At 75.5% G+C, this 16671-nt stretch carries 13 protein-coding genes; 11 read left to right on the top strand and 2 right to left on the bottom strand.

Features of this window, described 5'->3' with window-relative positions:
• Window positions 1-26: 26 nt before the first annotated feature.
• The 9 genes from T328_RS06835 to T328_RS06795 all read left to right on the top strand — a co-directional run bounded on the left by T328_RS06835 (window position 27) and on the right by T328_RS06795 (window position 10969).
• Entirely contained in the window at window positions 27-881 is an 855-nt protein-coding gene (locus T328_RS06835; protein ID WP_496494981.1) for a carbohydrate ABC transporter permease, read from the top strand.
• Window positions 878-2221 (top strand): ABC transporter substrate-binding protein, encoded by a 1344-nt coding sequence (locus T328_RS06830; RefSeq protein ID WP_496494980.1) that lies wholly within the window; start codon window positions 878-880, stop codon window positions 2219-2221. Before T328_RS06835 ends, T328_RS06830 begins: the two co-directional genes overlap by 4 nt.
• Window positions 2222-2315: 94 nt before the next feature.
• On the top strand, window positions 2316-3431 hold the full coding sequence (locus tag T328_RS06825) for an ADP-ribosylglycohydrolase family protein (protein ID WP_496494979.1): 1116 nt from the start codon (window positions 2316-2318) through the stop codon (window positions 3429-3431).
• The gene (locus tag T328_RS06820; RefSeq protein ID WP_496494978.1) at window positions 3428-4846 is read left to right on the top strand and encodes an ADP-ribosylglycohydrolase family protein; all 1419 of its coding nucleotides are present in this window, start codon (window positions 3428-3430) and stop codon (window positions 4844-4846) included. The genes T328_RS06825 and T328_RS06820 overlap by 4 nt, the downstream gene beginning before the upstream one ends.
• Entirely contained in the window at window positions 4843-6057 is a 1215-nt protein-coding gene (locus T328_RS06815) for an ADP-ribosylglycohydrolase family protein (protein ID WP_496494977.1), read from the top strand. Before T328_RS06820 ends, T328_RS06815 begins: the two co-directional genes overlap by 4 nt.
• The gene (locus T328_RS06810) at window positions 6054-7595 is read left to right on the top strand and encodes an ADP-ribosylglycohydrolase family protein (protein ID WP_496494976.1); all 1542 of its coding nucleotides are present in this window, start codon (window positions 6054-6056) and stop codon (window positions 7593-7595) included. Before T328_RS06815 ends, T328_RS06810 begins: the two co-directional genes overlap by 4 nt.
• A complete protein-coding gene (gene rbsK, locus T328_RS06805) occupies window positions 7592-8503 on the top strand; it encodes a ribokinase (protein WP_496494975.1) in 912 nt (303 codons plus the stop codon). The genes T328_RS06810 and rbsK overlap by 4 nt, the downstream gene beginning before the upstream one ends.
• Before the next feature lie 88 nt (window positions 8504-8591).
• Window positions 8592-9926 carry a CaiB/BaiF CoA transferase family protein gene (locus tag T328_RS06800; RefSeq protein ID WP_496494974.1) on the top strand — a complete coding sequence of 445 codons (1335 nt, stop codon included), beginning with the start codon at window positions 8592-8594 and terminating at the stop codon, window positions 9924-9926.
• Window positions 9923-10969, top strand: a complete 1047-nt coding sequence (locus T328_RS06795; protein ID WP_496494973.1) for an HpcH/HpaI aldolase/citrate lyase family protein — start codon at window positions 9923-9925, stop codon at window positions 10967-10969. The genes T328_RS06800 and T328_RS06795 overlap by 4 nt, the downstream gene beginning before the upstream one ends.
• Before the next feature lie 131 nt (window positions 10970-11100).
• On the opposite strand, the gene T328_RS06790 is transcribed toward T328_RS06795, so the two are convergent.
• Window positions 11101-13326: an NADP-dependent isocitrate dehydrogenase gene (locus T328_RS06790; RefSeq protein ID WP_496494972.1), complete on the bottom strand. Its 2226-nt coding sequence runs from the start codon at window positions 13324-13326 to the stop codon at window positions 11101-11103.
• 189 nt (window positions 13327-13515) lie between these two features.
• Here T328_RS06790 and T328_RS06785 point away from each other — a divergent pair, with 189 nt between their 5' ends.
• Complete coding sequence (locus T328_RS06785; RefSeq protein WP_496494971.1) at window positions 13516-14217, top strand: LmeA family phospholipid-binding protein; 702 nt, start codon at window positions 13516-13518, stop codon at window positions 14215-14217.
• Between the two features lie 29 nt (window positions 14218-14246).
• Here the strand turns inward: T328_RS06785 and T328_RS06780 are convergent, their stop codons facing one another.
• Complete coding sequence (locus tag T328_RS06780) at window positions 14247-14624, bottom strand: four-helix bundle copper-binding protein (protein WP_496494970.1); 378 nt, start codon at window positions 14622-14624, stop codon at window positions 14247-14249.
• A gap of 564 nt (window positions 14625-15188) precedes the next feature.
• Between T328_RS06780 and T328_RS06775 the strand changes: the two genes are divergently transcribed.
• Complete coding sequence (locus tag T328_RS06775; protein WP_496494969.1) at window positions 15189-16628, top strand: GuaB1 family IMP dehydrogenase-related protein; 1440 nt, start codon at window positions 15189-15191, stop codon at window positions 16626-16628.
• Window positions 16629-16671 lie beyond the last annotated feature (43 nt).

Below are 16671 nucleotides of genomic sequence, written 5' to 3'. Positions count from 1 at the left end.
GAAGTGAACGAAAGGAAGCACGGCTGATGAGCAGCGTGACGGGCCCGCGCACCAAGCGCGCCGCCGGCCGCACCGGACAGTACCTCGCCCTGCTGGCCTACCTGGTCTTCCTCGCCTTCCCGCTGGTGTGGCTGGTCTCCACGGCCTTCAAGTCACCGCAGGAACTGGGGAAGATCGACCCCACCTGGATCCCCCAGGACCCCACCCTGGAGAACTTCCGCGCCGCCTTCGACGCCCAGCCGGTGCTGCGGTCCGGCGTCAACAGCCTTCTCGTGGCCGGCAGCGCCGCGCTCATCGCCGTCGCCATTGCGGTGCCCGCCGCGTACGCCATGGTGCGGAAGCGCTCGAAGGTCACCACGGCGGCCACCGGCTGGATCCTGGTCAGCCAGATGTTCCCGTTCGTGCTCATCATCATCCCGCTCTTCATGCTGCTGAAGGAAGCGCGGATGATCGACTCGCTGCCCGGCCTCATCCTCGTCTACGTCGTGTGGAACCTGCCCTTCTCGCTCTGGATGCTCCAGGGCTACGTCAAGGCGGTGCCCGTCTCGCTGGAGGAGGCCGCGGCCGTGGACGGCGCCGGCCGGCTGCGCACCCTCGTCAGCGTGGTGCTTCCGCTGCTCACCCCCGGCCTGGTGGCGACGCTGATGTTCTCCTTCGTCACCGCCTGGAACGAGTTCTTCTTCGCCCTCGTGCTGCTCAAGTCCCCGGAGAATCAGACGATGTCGGTCATCCTCACCCAGTTCCTCGGGGCGGAGGGCGTCGTGGACCTCGGCCCGCTCGCCGCGGCCGCCACCCTCGCCACCATCCCCAGCCTGCTGTTCTTCGCGCTGCTCCAGCGCCGGCTGGTCAGCGGGATGCTCGCCGGGGCGGTGAAGGGATGAGGCCCGTACCGCGCTTCCGCCGCGCCGCCGCTCGGGCCGGCGCCGCCGCCCTGAGCCTCGCCCTGCTCGCCGGCTGCAGCGGCGACGGCGGCTCCGAAGACGGCACGGTGACCCTCGAGTACCTGAGCCTCGCCTGGCAGAAGGAGTCCATCGAGGCCAACAAGCGGCTCGTCGAGCAGTGGAACGAGGAGCACCCGAAGGTCCAGGTCCGCTACGTCCAGGGCATCTGGGACACCGTGCACGACCAGCTGCTCACCTCCTTCGAGGGCGGCGAGGCGCCCGACATCATCCACGATGCCGCCGACGACCTCACCGACTTCGCCTACGGCGGCTACCTCGCCGACCTCACCGGCCTGCTGCCCGAGTCGCTGCGCGCCGACATCCCGCGGCAGTCCTGGCAGACCACCACCATGAACGGCGGTGTCTACGGCGTCCCCTTCCTCCAGGAGCCGCGGATGATGTTCGCCAACACCGCCCTGCTGAAGGAGTCGGGGGTACGGGTGCCGACCCCGGAAGACCCGTGGAGCTGGGAGGAGTTCGAGGACGCGGCGAAGGAGCTGACCGCCGACACCGACGGCGACGGCGAGACCGACCAATACGGCGTCGCCTGGGGCATGAAGGAGCCCGTCAGCCTGTCGGTGAACCTCTCGCTCTCCACCGGCGGCGGCCTGTTCTCCCGGGAGCAGACCGACGACGGCCCGAAGAACCGCGTCAGCTACGGCCGCCGCGACTCGGCCGTCGCCGAGACCATCGACCGCCAGGTCAACGAGGACCACACCGCCCCGCGCAGCAGCCTCGGCATGTCCGGCTCCGACACGCTGCCCGGCTTCTTCGCCGGGCGGTACGCGATGGTGCCGCTGAACTTCTCGTACCGCCAGCTCGTCACCCAGCAGGCACCGGACGACTTCGGCTGGTCTGTGCTGCCGATGCCCGCGGGCGACGGCCTGGCCGACGGGCTCGCGCAGGGTGTCAGCCCGCAGACGCTGTCGGTGGCCGAGGACAGCGACCACCAGCAGGCGGCGGCCGACTTCATCTCCTTCATGACCCGGCCGGAGCACATGGCCGAGCTGGCCGCGGGCGACTGGATGCTGCCCACCGGCGCCGAGGCGCTCAAGGATCCGGCGCTGAACACCGAGAAGTACGGGTGGCGGACGGGCGTGGAGGTGGCCCGCTCGCTCCGGCCCGCGCCGGTGCTCGGGGTGCGGGGGTACCGCGAGTGGTCGGACAAGATCGCCACCCCGGCGTTCCAGCGGTACTTCAACGGCGACACGGACCTGGACGAGCTGCGCGAGTCACTGGTCGAGGACGGCAACCTCGTACTCGACCGGTACCAGCGGTGAGGGCGGCGGCCGGGGAGAACGCACGAGCAGGAACCACACGGACACGAGCAGGCGCACGAGGAGAGAGCACGAACAGCACGATGAGCACCGCACGATGAGCGCCGGAGCCGGCATCGAACCGCCCGTCCACACCGCCCCCGTCCACCCAGCCCCCGTCCGTCCCGCCCCCGTCAGGTTGCGCCCCGTCAGCCGTACCGCCGGGCGGGCCGCCCCGACGGCTCGCGACCGGGCCCGCGGCGCCATGCTCGGTCTCGCCGTCGGCGACGCACTCGGCGCGCCCGTCGAGAACATGAAGCCCTCGCAGATCCGCGAGCGCTGGGGGCGTATCGAGGACTTCGTGTCCGCCGCCCCGGCGGGCACCGACGACACCGAGTACGCGATCTTCTCCGGGCTGCTGCTCGCCGAGCACGGCGCCCGGCTGAGCCTCGCGCACGTGGAGTCCGCGTGGCACGAGCGGATCGCCGACCTCGACGAAGGCCCGTTCCGCGGCGCCGGGTTCAGCGAGCGCGGCACCCTGGAGAACCTGCGCCGCGGCCTCGCCGCGCCGATCACCGCGCAGCACCGGCACGCCTGGAGCGACGGACTCGCCATGCGCGCCGCGCCGTTCGGCGTCTTCGCCGCCGGCCGGCCGGCGGAGGCGGCGCGGCTCGTCGCCATCGACGGCACCGTCAGCCACGAGGGCGAGGGCATCTACGGCGGCCAGGCCGTCGCCGCCGGGGTGGCCGCCGCGATGGCCGGCGACTCCCCGGACGTCGTCGTCCAGGCCGCCCTGTCCGTCATTCCCGAGGACTCCTGGACCTCGCGCTCCCTGCAGCGCGCGGTCTCCGCGGGCCGCCGGGCGCGCCGCGCCCACGGCGCCACGCCGCTGAGCGTCGAACGTGCGGTCCGCTCCTCGGTCGTCATCGGCGGCTACCCGTGGTCCGACCTGGCGCCGGAGGCCGTCGGCCTCGCGCTCGGCGCGTTCGCCGCCGCCCGCGGCGACTTCGCCGACTCCGTCCTGACCGCCGTCAACATGGGCCGCGACGCCGACACCACCGCCGCGGTAGCCGGCGCGCTGGCGGGCGCGCTGCGCGGCGAGTCCGCGATCCCCGCCGGCTGGGCCGCGGCCATCCAGCCCGTACGCGGCACCTGCCTGCCGTCCATGGCCGGTCACCACGTGCTGGACATCGCGGACCGGCTCGCGCCGGCAGACGAGGAGGTCGCCTCATGAGCGCACCGACGCCGGGGACGCCCGGAAGCCGCAGCGTCCCGGAGCCCGGGGCGGCGCACGACGCGTCGCGGGCGCCGGACGTCGAAGCCCGTGGCGCGGCTCGTACGGCGGCACACGCCGGCGCGGCCACAGGTCCCGCCGGTGGCGCTGCACCGGAGCGCCCCGTCGTGGCCGCGCCGCGCGCGGAACAGCCCGTACCGGCCCCCGAGCCGCCGGGCGCCGGCCGCGCCGTCGGCGCCGCCAGCCTCGCCGAGGCGGGCGGCGACCTGCGGCGCGTGGAGGGGCTGCTCCTCGGCATCGCCGCCGGCGACGCCGCCGGGTGGCCCGCCGGCCGGCACCGCGCCGCCCGGATGCCCGAGTGGACCCGCCGGCTCACCCGCGAGCTGGACACCTTCGCCGAGCAGAACGCCACCACCACCCTGCCGGTGCCCATCGCGCTCAACCAGCCACCCGAGCCGCTGCGCCTGGGCCCGTCCGACGACGCGGAGTGGGCCGCCTTCACCGCGTACGCCGTGCTCTCCGCCGGCAGCGGGCTGCACACCGACCTCACCTCCGGCCGGCGCGTCCGCTCCGCGCTCACGCTCGCCTGGAGCGCGCTCGCCGACGAGGTCGCCGTCGCCGCTGAGCGCGCGGACGAGATCGAGTCGGCGGACATCCCGCTGCGCGCCCGTATCTCCGTACGGGCCGGGCTCGGCAACCTCGCCGCCGGCCTGCGCCCGCCCGCCACCGGCCACGACAACCCGCACTACTTCGACGACGCCGCCTGCGTCCGCGCCGCCGTGCTCGCCGCCGTCCACCCCGGCGACCCGGAACGGGCCGCCGACCTCGCCGAGTTCGACGCCCGCTACACCCAGGACGGCGACGGCGTGCACGGCGCCCGCGCCACGGCCGCCGCCGTCGCCGCGGCGCTCGGCGGCCGGCCCGTCGACGCCTGCGTGGACGCCGCGCTCGCCAAGCTCCCGCAGGGCACCGAGATCCTGCGCAACGCCGAGCGCGCCGTGCAGCTCGGCCGCACCGCCGTCGCCACCCGCCCGGGGCTGCCCGGCAACGCCTTCGCCCTCGTGCCCGTCCTGGAGCACGAGATCGTCGACCACGTCTACAGCTACGGCATCGCCGCCGCCGAGACGGTGCCCGTCGCGCTCGCCGTCGCCACCGCCGCGGCCGGCGCGATCTCCGAGGCCGTACCCGCCGCCGCCTGCCTGGCGCGCGTCGCCGACTCCGCGCCAGCGCTGGCCGGTGCGCTCACCGGGGCGCTCGGCGGCGCCGCCGGACTCCCCGCCACGTGGCGGGACGCCTGCCGGTTCCTCTCCGGCTGCGCCCTGCCCCAGCTCGCCGGCGCCGACCTCGTCGACCTCGCCCGGCAGCTGGCCGACAAGCAGTTCAGCACCCCCGCGGAAGGACCCCTCGTCTCATGACCCCCACGACCGCTTCCGCCACGCCCAGCGACCCCAGTGACTCGGCCGACCTCGTCAGCCCGGCCAGCTCCAGCCTCGCCGACCGCACCGCCGGCTGCCTCGTCGGCGCCGCCGTCGGCGACGCGCTGGGCGGGCCCGTCGAGGGCTGGACGCCCGAGGCCATCGCCGAGCGCTACGGCGGCCGGGTGCGCGGCATCGTCGAGCCGTTCCACCGCGACGAGTGGCGCACCGCCCGGCCCATCGCCCCGTACCACAAGGGCGACGGGCACGTCACCGACGACACCCTCATGACCCACGCCCTGGTGCGGGTCTACGACAAGGTCCGCGACCACCTCGACGCCTACGCCGTAGCCGCCCACCTCGTGCCCGACCTCATGGGCACGCCGCGCTGGATCCCCGAGCTGGAGGCCGAGGCGCTGCCGCTGCAGCGGATCTTCCTCGCCGAGAAGTGGATCGTCGCCCGGCTGCACTACGGCCACGTCGACCCGCGCGAAGCGGGCGTCGGCAACATCGTCAACTGCGGCGCCGCGATGTACATGGCGCCCGTCGGCGCCGTCAACGCCGGCAACCCCGCGGCGGCGTACGCCGAGGCGCTGGACGTCGCCGGCGCGCACCAGTCGTCGTACGGGCGCGAGGCCGCCGGCGTCTTCGCCGCCTGCGTCGCGGCGGCCTTCGCTCCCGGCGCCACGCCGGAGTCGGTGGTCGAGACGGCGCTGTCGCTGGCGAAGGACGGCACCCGCGCGGCCATCGAGGCCGTCTGCGAAACCGCCGCCGGCCGCGACGGCTTCGAGGAGGCGCTGGCGCCGCTGCGCGCGGCGGTCGAGCCATACGACACGGTCGGACCCGAATACCGCAACCCCTCGCTCGGCGCCCGGCGGCCGTCCCGGCTGCACGCCATCGAGGAGCTGCCGGTGGCGCTGGGCATGCTGCTCGTCGGCCGCGGCGACTACCGGCACACGGTCCTCGGCGCCGTCAACTACGGCCGTGACTGCGACTCGATCGCCACCATGGGCGGCGCGATCGCCGGCGCCCTGGGCGGCGCCGCGGCGGTGCCGGGGGAGTGGGCCGAAGAGGTCGCCCGCGCCAGCCGCCTGGACCTGCTCGCCCCCGCCGCCACGCTCACGGAGGTCGCGCGCGAGGTGTTCGTACGGGACGTGGCGCGCCGCCGCGCCCACGAGGCCGCGTTCGGCGCGCTCGCGGAGGCGTCGTGACGGCGCCGCCGGCCGACGGGCACGGGGCGCCGCTCCGGCTGACCTGGGTGCAGCCGGAGGACCTCGTCGGCCACGAGCTCCGCCAGGCGGCCGAGGACGGCCGCGCCGCCGGACCGCTGCGCCGTCGCTGGCTCGGCGCCGGCGGCCATCCGGCGCCGGACCGCGCGGGGGCCTCGCCGGGCCCGCCGAAGCCGCGGCTGCGGGCGCTGGCGCTGGAGCTGCTGGACGAGCTGGCCACGTTGGAGACGCCGCTGGCGGCGATCGAGCCGACGGACCTGGACGAGATCAAAGCCGCCTGTCCGCGCTGGCCCGCGGCGCCAGCCGCCCCTTCCCCGGCCCCGCCGTCCGCGGCGGGCGGGGACGGCGAAGCCGGCGGCGCTGACCTGCGCACCCGGCTGCACGCCGGGTGGCTGGGGCGGGCCGCCGGGTGCGTACTCGGCAAGCCCGTCGAGAAGGTGACCCTGGCGGGCATCCGGGCCATCGCCCGCTCCACCGGCAACTGGCCGGTGCACACCTGGTTCACCGCCGCCGGTCTCGACCCCGCGATCGCCGCCGCACACCCCTGGAACAGCCGCAGCGCCGCCACCTCCCTGGCCGAGACCCTCGACGGCGCACCGGAGGACGACGACCTCAACTACCCCCTGATCGGCCTGCTCCTCCTCGACCGCCACGGCCACGACTTCACCACCGCCGACGTCGGCCGGCTCTGGCTCGACGAACTGCCCGCGGGCCGTACGTTCACCGCCGAGCGGGTCGCGTACCGCAACCTGCTCGATGGCGTCGAACCGCCGCACACCGGCGCGTACCGCAACCCGTTCCGGGAGTGGATCGGCGCCCAGATCCGCGCCGACGTGCACGGCTGGACGCACCCCGGCGACCCGGCCGGCGCCGCCGTCGCCGCACACCGCGACGCCGTGCTCACCCACACCGCGAACGGCGTCTACGGCGCGATGTTCGCCGCCGCCGTCATCTCCGCGGCGGCAGGTGGAACCGGGGCGGGCGGAACCGCGGCCGGCGGCACCCCCGACGTGGACGAGGCGCTGCGCGCCGGGCTCGCCGTCGTGCCGCCGCGTTCCCGGCTGGCCCGCGCCGTGCGGCACGGCATCGAGCTGGCCCACAGCGAACCGACCGGGACGCCGGAGGGCTTCGCGGCCGTCGTCGACGAGCTGCACGCCGTCCACGAGGAGCGCCACTGGGTGCACGTCGTCCCCAACGCCGCGCTGCTCGCCGCCGCGCTCACGCACGCGGCCGGCGACTTCACCGGAGCGATCTGCCGCGTCGTCTCCGGCGGTTGGGATACCGACTCCAACGGCGCCACCGCCGGATCCGTCGCCGGGCTGCTCGCCGGGGCGCCGGAGGCGCTGCCGGAGCGGTGGACGGCGCCGCTGCGCAACCGGCTGGCGACCACCGTCGCCGGCATGGACGGCATCGGCTTCGACGAACTCGCCGCCCGCACCGCCGCCCACGCGCTCCCCGCCCCCGCCCGCCCGCACGCCGGCGCCGCACCCCCGCACGAACCACGGAGGCCCTCCCCATGACCACCCCCCGGGCGCCGATCGCCGTGTTCGGCAGCGTCAACATGGACCTCGTGGCGTACGTGGCCACCGCCCCGCGCCGCGGCGAGACCGTCTCCGGCCGCGAGTTCCGCACCGTGCCCGGCGGCAAGGGCGCCAACCAGGCCGTGGCCGCGGCCCGCGCGGGCGGCGCGGTGACGATGATCGGTGCGGTCGGCGCCGACGGATTCGGCGGCGAACTGCGCGCCGCGCTCGGCGACGCCGGCGTGGACACCGCCGGGCTGCGCACGGCCGCCGGCGCCAGCGGCACCGCGCACATCGTCGTCGACGACGACGGCGGCAACTCCATCGTCGTCGTCCCCGGCGCCAACGCCACCGTCACCGCCCTCGCCGCCGGCGACGAGGACCGCATCGCCGCCGCCGGCACGCTCCTGCTGCAGCTGGAGCTGCCGATGGACGGCGTCGTGGCCGCCGCCGAGTCGGCCCGCGGGCACGGCGTACGCACCGTGCTCACCCCCGCGCCCGCCCGCCCGCTGCCCGACCGGCTGCTCGCCGCCACCGACCTGCTCGTCCCCAACGAGCACGAGGCCGCCGCGCTCACCGGCAGGTCCGACCCGTACGAAGCCGCGGCGGCGCTGCTGGAGCGGGTGCCGGAGGTCGTGGTCACCCTCGGCGGCGCGGGCAGCCTGTACGCGGCGCGCGACCGGGAGCCGGTCGCCGTGCCGGCGTACGCGGTCCGGGCCGTCGACACCACGGCCGCCGGCGACACCTTCGTCGGCGCGCTGTGCGTGGCGTACGCCGAGGGCCGGCCGATGCCGGCGGCGATGGCGTGGGCGGCGGCCGCCGCCGCGCTCGCCGTGCAGCGACCGGGCGCGTCGTCCTCCATGCCGGCGCGCGCGGAGACCGACCGGCTCGCGGCCGAGGGCCCATGACCCGCGTACCGCCACAGACCCCAGCAAGGCCCCGGGCGCACGGCCCGCGCACGGCACCGCAACGCACCACCGAGGAAGGCGCGACACCATGACCGACACCCCCGCCTCCGCTTCCGCCGCCGCACGCGACGACGCCGTATCCGACGCCGCCGCCGTACCCGCCGCGTCCGCCGCCGCCTCCGCCGCCGCCTCCGCCGACGCCTCCGCCGACGCCTCCGCCGACGCCTCCGCCCCGCCCGGGGCCCCGCTCGCCGGACTGCGCGTCCTGGACCTCGCGACCCTCTTCGCCGGCCCGCTGGCCGCGACCATGCTCGGCGACTTCGGCGCCGAGGTCGTCAAGGTCGAGCACCCCGCGAAGCCCGACCCCTCCCGCGGCCACGGGCCCGCCAAGAACGGCGTCGGCCTGTGGTGGAAGCTGCTCGGCCGCAACAAGAAGACCGTCACCCTCGACCTGTCCACCGCCGGCGGGCGGGACGTGCTGCTGCGGCTGGCCGCCGGGGCCGACGTGGTCATAGAGAACTTCCGCCCCGGCACGCTGGAGAAGTGGGGCCTCGGCTGGGCTGAGCTGTCGGCCGCCAACCCCCGGCTTGTGCTCGCCCGGGTCACCGGCTTCGGCCAGTTCGGCCCGTACTCCCGCCGCCCCGGATTCGGCACCCTCGCCGAGGCGATGAGCGGCTTCGCCGCGGTCACCGGCGAGCCCGACGGACCGCCGACGCTGCCGCCGTTCGGCCTCGCGGACTCCGTCGCCGCGCTCTCCACCGCGTACGCGGTGATGACCGCGCTCGCCGGGCGGGAGCGCACCGGCCGCGGACAGGTGGTCGACATGGCGATCATCGAGCCGATGCTGACCGTGCTCGGCCCGCAGCCCGTCTGGTACGACCAGCTCGGCTACGTCCAGCCGCGCACCGGCAACCGCTCCACCAACAACGCGCCGCGCAACACCTACCGCACCGCCGACGGCCGCTGGCTGGCCGTCTCCACCTCCGCGCAGTCCGTCGCGGAGCGGGTGATGCGGCTGGTGGGGCGGCCCGAGCTGATCGACGAGCCGTGGTTCGGCACCGGCGCGGGCCGGGCGCGGCACGTTGACGAGCTGGACGAGGCGGTGGGCGGCTGGATCGCGCGGCACGACGCCGCGACGGTCGTCGCCGCGTTCGACAAGGCGCAGGCGGCGGTGGCGCCGGTGTACGACGTACGGGACGTGATGGCCGACGAGCAGTACCGGGCGCTGGGCTCGATTACCGAGGTCGAGGACGCGGAGCTGGGCACCGTGAAGATGCAGAACGTGCTCTTCCGGCTCTCCGAGACCCCGGGCGCGATCCGCTGGGCGGGCCGGCCGCACGGCGCGGACACCGACGCGGTGCTGGCCGAACTGGGGCTGACCGGCGCAGAGATAGCCGGGCTGCGGGACGAGGGGGCGGTGTGAGCGCCCCGCGCCCGTCCGCGGTCGCGGCGCACCCGGCGGCCGGGGGCGCCGCGGCCGGACCCGGGGCCGGGCAGGACACGTATCTGACCTGGCTGTACGTGCCCGGGGACCGGCCCGCGGTGGTGGCGAAGGCGCTGCGCAGTGGCGCGGACGTGGTGCTGGTCGACCTGGAGGACGCGGTGGCGCCGGAGCGCAAGGCGTACGCGCTGGCCGCCACCGCGGAGCTGCTGAGCGAGCCGCACCCCGGCCCGGTGCCGGTGCACGTGCGCGTCAACGCGCTCGCCGGGCCGCTGGCGGACGGCGAACTGCGCACGCTGGCCCCGCTGCCCGGCCTGGCCGGGCTCCGGCTGCCGAAGGCCGGCGGCCGGGAGGAGGTGCTTCGGGTGGCGGCCACCGCCCTCGAAGCCTGCGCCGCGGCCCCCGCGCCCGCGCCCGTACCCGCACCCGCGCCCGTCCCGGCTCCCGGCGGCCGTACGGAGCGCGATGCCGCGGACGGCGCGCCCGGGCCGGGCGCCGCGGCACCCCTCGGGCACGACACGACCGGCGGCGTCCCGCCGCTCTACCCGCTCCTCGAATCCGCCCTCGGCATCGAGCGCGCCTACGAGATCGCCACCGCGCACCCCGCCGTGCGCGGTATCGCGCTCGGCGAGGCCGACCTCCGCGCCGAGCTGGGCGTCGCCGACGACGCCGGGCTGGCCTGGCCGCGCAGCCGGGCCGTCGTCGCCGCCCGCGCCGCGGGGCTGCCTCCGCCCGCACAGTCGGTGTACCCGGACGTCGCCGACCTCGACGGGCTCGCCCGCTCCTGCGCCGCGGGCCGGGCGCTGGGCTTCCTGGGTCGTACGGCGATCCACCCCCGGCAACTGCCCGTGATCGAGCGGGCGTTCCTGCCCGCGCCCGCCGAGGTCGAGCGGGCCGAGGAGGTCGTCGCCGCGGCGGCGGCGGACGCGGGCGCGCTCGCGCTGCCCGACGGCCGCTTCGTCGACGCCGCCGTGGTCGCCGACGCCCGCCGTACGCTCCGGCTGGCCGGCCGGCTCGGCCGCTGAGCCCGCCGGTGGGGCGGCGGCCCCGCTCGTACGGCGGTGTCCCCGGCTCGTACGGCCGCGGGGGCGGCACCCGCACCCGGCGGTCCGGCGCCCGGCCGGACCCCGCGGGGACCGGGCGGGCGCCGCGCCGCTCAGCCCAGCGTCTGCAGCGCCCGGTTGAGGGTCTGCGACGGCCGCATGACCGCGGCGGCCTTCTCCGGGTCGGGCTGGTAGTAGCCGCCGATGTCGGCGGGGTTGCCCTGCACCGCCAGCAGCTCCTCGACGATCGTCGGCTCCTGCTCGGCCAGCGTCTGCGCCAGCGTCGCGAACGCCTCCGCGAGCCGCGCGTCGGCCGTCTGCGCGGCCAGCTCCTGCGCCCAGTAGAGCGCCAGGTAGAAGTGGCTGCCGCGGTTGTCGATGCCGCCGACGCGGCGGGTGGGCGACTTGTTCTCACCCAGGAACGTCGCCGTCGCCCGGTCCAGGGTGTCGGCGAGCACCTGGGCGCGGGCGTTGCCCGTCTTCTGCGCCAGGTGCTCGAAGGAGACGGCCAGCGCCAGGAACTCGCCGAGGCTGTCCCAGCGCAGGTAGTCCTCCTTGACCAGCTGCTGCACGTGCTTGGGCGCGGAGCCGCCGGCGCCGGTCTCGAACAGGCCGCCCCCGTTCATCAGCGGGACGACGGAGAGCATCTTGGCGCTGGTGCCCAGCTCCAGGATGGGGAAGAGGTCGGTGAGGTAGTCGCGCAGCACGTTGCCGGTGACCGAGATGGTGTTCTCGCCGCGGCGGATCCGCACCAGCGACAGGGCCATCGCGTCGGCCGGGGCGAGGATGCGGATGTCCAGGCTCTCGGTGTCGTGCTCCGGCAGGTACCGCCGCACCTTCGCGATCAGGTTGGCGTCGTGCGCCCGGCCCTCGTCCAGCCAGAAGACCGCCGGGTCGCCGGTGGCGCGGGCGCGGGTGACGGCGAGCTTCACCCAGTCCCGGATCGGTGCGTCCTTGGTCTGGCACATGCGGAAGATGTCACCAGCGGCGACCGGCTGCTCCAGCAGGACCTCGCCCGCGTCGTCGACGACGCGCACGGTGCCGGGAGCGCCGATCTCGAAGGTCTTGTCGTGGCTGCCGTACTCCTCCGCCTTCTGCGCCATGAGGCCGACGTTGGGGACCGAGCCCATCGTCGCCGGGTCGAAGGCGCCGTGGGCGCGGCAGTCGTCGATGACGACCTGGTAGATGCCGGCGTAGCTGCTGTCCGGGATGACGGCGAGGGTGTCGGCCTCCGCACCGTCCGGGCCCCACATGTGGCCGGAGGTACGGATCATCGCCGGCATGGAGGCGTCGACGATGACGTCGCTGGGGACGTGCAGGTTGGTGATGCCGCGGTCGGAGTCGACCATCGCCAGCTCCGGCCCCTCGGCCAGCTCGGCCTCGAACGACGCCTTGATCTCGGCCCCTTCGGGGAGCGCGTCGAGGCCGGCGAGGATGCCGCCGAGCCCGTCGTTCGGGGTCAGGCCAGCGGCGGCGAGCGTCTCGCCGTGGCGCGCGAACGTGCGGGGGAAGAAGGCCCGTACCGCGTGGCCGAAGACGATCGGGTCGGAGACCTTCATCATCGTGGCCTTCAGGTGCAGCGAGAACAGCACGTCCTCGGTCTTCGCCCGGGCGACCTGCTCGCCGAGGAACGCGCGCAGCGCCTCGACGTGCATCACGGCGGCGTCGACCACCTCGCCGGCGAGCACCGGCACCGACTCGCGCAGCACGGTGGTGGAGCCGTCCGCGCCGGCCAGCTCGATGCGCAGGCTGCCGTCCCGCTCGACGACCGCGGACTTCTCGGTGGAGCGGAAGTCGTCGGCGATCATGTGGGCGACGTTGGTCTTCGCATCGGCGGACCAGGTGCCCATGCGGTGCGGGTGGTTGCGGGCGTAGTTCTTCACCGAGGCGGGGGCGCGGCGGTCGGAGTTGCCCTCGCGCAGCACGGGGTTGACCGCGCTGCCCTTGACCTTGTCGTAGCGGGCGCGGATGTCACGCTCTTCGTCGGTCTTGGGCTCGTCCGGGTAGTCCGGCAGGTCGTAGCCGTGCGCGCGCAGCTCGGCGATGGCGGCCTTGAGCTGCGGGATGGACGCCGAGATGTTCGGCAGCTTGATGATGTTCGCCTGCCGGGTACGCGCCAGCTCGCCCAGCTCGGCGAGCGCGTCGGCCACCTGCCGGCCGGCCGGCAGCCGCTCGGGGAAGCCGGCGAGGATCCGCCCGGACAGGGAGATGTCCCGGGTCTCCACGTCGACCCCGGCGGTCGCGGCGTACGCCTGGACGACCGGCAGGAACGAATACGTCGCCAGGGCCGGGGCCTCGTCGGTGTGGGTGTAGATGATCGTCGAAGCTGATTCAGTCACCGGGTGCTCCAGTCCGCGTCGCTGCTCTGCCGGATTGCTTGATATCAAGATATCCAATGGGCCGCCCGCGCCGGACAGTACCCTTCGCCACCGCGACGGGGACTGTGTCACACCTGCTCGACGGCGCCGGAAGGGCCGTACCGGACGGGATAAGCTCCCGGCACCGAAGCTCCCGGGGGGACCTGTCTCATGCGTGGACTGCGGATCGTGTTCGTGGTGTGTGTCGTGCTCGGTGTGCTCTTCGTCGCCGCCGACCGGCTGACCGTGTACGTGGCGGAGGGGAAGGTGGCGGAGAAGATCCAGGCCAGGCAGGGGCTGGAGGGCAGCACGGAGGTGTCGATCAACGGCTTCCCGTTCCTCACCCAGATCGCCGGCAAGCACCTCGACGACGTCGACGTCACGATGACCGACATCCGCGCGGACGCCGCCTCCGGCACCGGTGAGCGGCTGATGATCTCCGAGTTCAGCGTGGAGCTGAGCGGCGTCGAGCTGGACGAGGACTACGGTGGTGCGACCGCGGAGAGCGCCGAGGGCTCCGCCCTCATCGCGTACGAGGCGCTGACGGCCGTGGCCGGGCATGAGGGCGTCGCCTTCGGTTACGGCGGCGACGGCAAGGTGAAGGTCACCGCCAGCGCCGCGGCGCTGGACGCACCGGAGCCGGTCGAGGTGCTCTCCACGGTCGAGTCCGAGGGCGGCGACACCATCCGGCTGCACGCCGAGGAGATCCCGGCCTCGGGTGTTCCCGGGGCCGAGGAGTCGGTGCGCGGCGCCGTCGACGTCGACCGGCAGGTCGGTGGGCTGCCCGACGGGGTACGGATCGACATGGTCACGGCGACCGGGGACGGCATCGTGGTCGACGTGGCCGGTCAGGGGATCCGGGTCGCCGGCTGAGCCCGCCCGCCGACGGAGCGGCCCCGGGGTCAGGCGAGGTTCACGAGGAAGTCGCGGCACGCCCGCTCGCAGCGGCGGCACGCCTCGGCCCGCTCCGCCGCCCCCGGCGCGGTGGCCGCCAGCCGCTCGTAGTCCTCCGCGCAGGCCGCGCAGGTCGCGGCGCACAGCTCGACCTGGGCCCGCAGGCCCGGCCCGTCGTACCGGCCGTGCTGCGTGAGCATCCGGGAGGTGTGCTCGCAGACGTCCGCGCACCGCAGGTCCAGCCGCTGGGCCGCGCTCGGCTCCGCCGGCCCGGCGGGCTGCAGGCACGCCGTCGCGCACTCCGCGCACGCCTGCGCGCAGACGAACCCGTCCTCGATGTACCGGACCAGGGCTTCACGGTCGAGTTCGTCGGCCGAAACGGCCACCTGAGATCGCCTCCTTCACCAGCGCCGTCATCTGCTCGCCCGCTCCGTGCTCCCGGGACACCGGTCGCCCCGGGACGCCGGAGGTCAGCTCACCGGACCCGGCTGCGGATCGGGGTCCGGCACCGGGTCGGGCCCGGGCGGCCTGGGGATCGGATCCGGCGCGGGCGGCGGCTCCGGTACGGGCCCGGGGCGCGGCCCCGGTCCGGGGCCCGGGTCGGGGCCGGGCCGCGGCGGCGTGGGCGGGGCCGGGGGCATCGGCGGCACCGGGTCGGGCTCCCGGTCCGCCGCCGAGGGCGGGCGGGTTCCGGTGTCAGCTGTCGGCACCTGAGTCGGCTGCGTCGACATGGCGTCCTCCCGTGGGACGGGGTTTCACGTCGTGCGTGACGGTCATGGGGGCGCGTGCCCGCCCGCGCCCGACTTCACGCCCCCGGGTCGCGAGATCCGCCCGATTGCCCCCGCCCCGGCCCGCGGCGGGCCCCGGCCGGCGGGCCGGCCGGGTGCCGGAGCTGCCGTGGTCCCTCAGCTCGTGCGGGGATTCCGCGGCCGCATGGGACACTGAAGCACGTGCGTTTCCTGAATGACTCCTCCGCGCCGTACGACCTGACGTACGACGACGTGTTCATGGTCCCCCGCCGCTCCGCCGTGGGCTCCCGCCAGGCCGTGGACCTGTCCTCCGCCGACGGCACCGGGACCACCATCCCGATCGTCGTCGCCAACATGACGGCCATCGCGGGCCGCCGGATGGCGGAGACCGTGGCCCGCCGCGGCGGGCTCGTCGTCATCCCGCAGGACATCCCCATCGACGTCGTCGCCGATGTCGTCTCCTGGGTCAAGCAGCGCGACCTGGTGCTCGACACCCCCATCGTGCTGGGGCCGCACTCCACCGTCGCCGACGCGCTGGCGCTGCTGCCCAAGCGGGCGCACGGCGCCGCCGTCGTGGTCGAGGACGGCCGCCCCGTGGGCGTCGTCACCGAGTCGGACCTGAGCGGGGTGGACCGATTCACCCAGCTGTCCGAGGTCATGTCCCGCGAGCTGCTGCTGCTCGACGCGGACATCGACCCGCGCGAGTCGTTCAACCGCCTGGACGCCGCCCACCGCCGGCTCGCCCCCGCCGTCGGCGCCGACGGGCGGCTCGTCGGCCTGCTCACCCGCAAGGGCGCCCTGCGGGCCACGCTCTACACCCCCGCCACCGACGCCCGCGGCCGGCTGCGCGTCGCCGCCGCGGTGGGCATCAACGGCGACGTGGCCGGGCGCGCCAAGGAGCTCCTCGACGCCGGCGTCGACACCCTCGTGGTGGACACCGCGCACGGCCACCAGGAGCAGATGCTCCACGCGCTGCGCGCCGTCCGCGCCCTCGACCCCGGGGTGCCGGTGGTCGCCGGCAACATCGTCGCCGCCGACGGCGTACGCGACCTCGTCGAGGCGGGCGCCGACATCGTCAAGGTCGGCGTCGGCCCCGGCGCAATGTGCACCACCCGCATGATGACCGGCGTCGGCCGGCCGCAGTTCTCCGCCGTGCTGGAGTGCGCCGCCGAGGCGCGCCGGCTCGGCAGGCACGTGTGGGCCGACGGCGGCGTGCGGCACCCCCGCGACGTCGCGATGGCGCTGGCCGCCGGTGCCTCCAACGTCATGATCGGCTCCTGGTTCGCCGGCACCTACGAGTCCCCGGGCGACCTGCAGCAGGACGCGGACGGACGGCTGTACAAGGAGAGCTTCGGCATGGCCTCGGCGCGCGCCGTCCGCGGCCGGACCGCCGAGGAGTCCGCGTACGACCGGGCCCGTAAGGGGCTCTTCGAGGAGGGCATCTCCACCTCGCGGATGTTCCTGGACCCGCAGCGGCCGGGCGTCGAGGACGTCATCGACGCCGTCGTCGCGGGCGTGCGCAGCGCGTGTACGTACGCCGGGGCGGCGACCCTGGAGGAGTTCCACGAGCGGGCCGTGGTCGGCGTGCAGAGCGCCGCGGGCTACGCCGAGGGTCAGCCGCTGCACGCCAGCTGGCAGTAGCGGCCCGTCCCCGCGCGGCCGGCCGGCCCGCCGGGAGCGGGCC

The sequence above is a fragment of the Streptomyces sp. CNX435 genome (genome assembly GCF_059570575.1).
Note: the sequence above shows the minus strand (reverse complement) of the source record. Positions and strands in the feature narration are given on the sequence as shown.

What these genes read in the sequence shown, in the direction of transcription:
- T328_RS06835 (WP_496494981.1), top strand. Translation starts at nt 27, where the DNA reads ATGAGCAGCGTGACGGGCCCGCGCACCAAGCGCGCCGCCGGCCGCACC.
- T328_RS06830 (WP_496494980.1), top strand. Translation starts at nt 878, where the DNA reads ATGAGGCCCGTACCGCGCTTCCGCCGCGCCGCCGCTCGGGCCGGCGCC.
- T328_RS06825 (WP_496494979.1), top strand. Translation starts at nt 2,316, where the DNA reads ATGAGCGCCGGAGCCGGCATCGAACCGCCCGTCCACACCGCCCCCGTC.
- T328_RS06820 (WP_496494978.1), top strand. Translation starts at nt 3,428, where the DNA reads ATGAGCGCACCGACGCCGGGGACGCCCGGAAGCCGCAGCGTCCCGGAG.
- T328_RS06815 (WP_496494977.1), top strand. Translation starts at nt 4,843, where the DNA reads ATGACCCCCACGACCGCTTCCGCCACGCCCAGCGACCCCAGTGACTCG.
- rbsK (WP_496494975.1), top strand. Translation starts at nt 7,592, where the DNA reads ATGACCACCCCCCGGGCGCCGATCGCCGTGTTCGGCAGCGTCAACATG.
- T328_RS06800 (WP_496494974.1), top strand. Translation starts at nt 8,592, where the DNA reads ATGACCGACACCCCCGCCTCCGCTTCCGCCGCCGCACGCGACGACGCC.
- T328_RS06785 (WP_496494971.1), top strand. Translation starts at nt 13,516, where the DNA reads ATGCGTGGACTGCGGATCGTGTTCGTGGTGTGTGTCGTGCTCGGTGTG.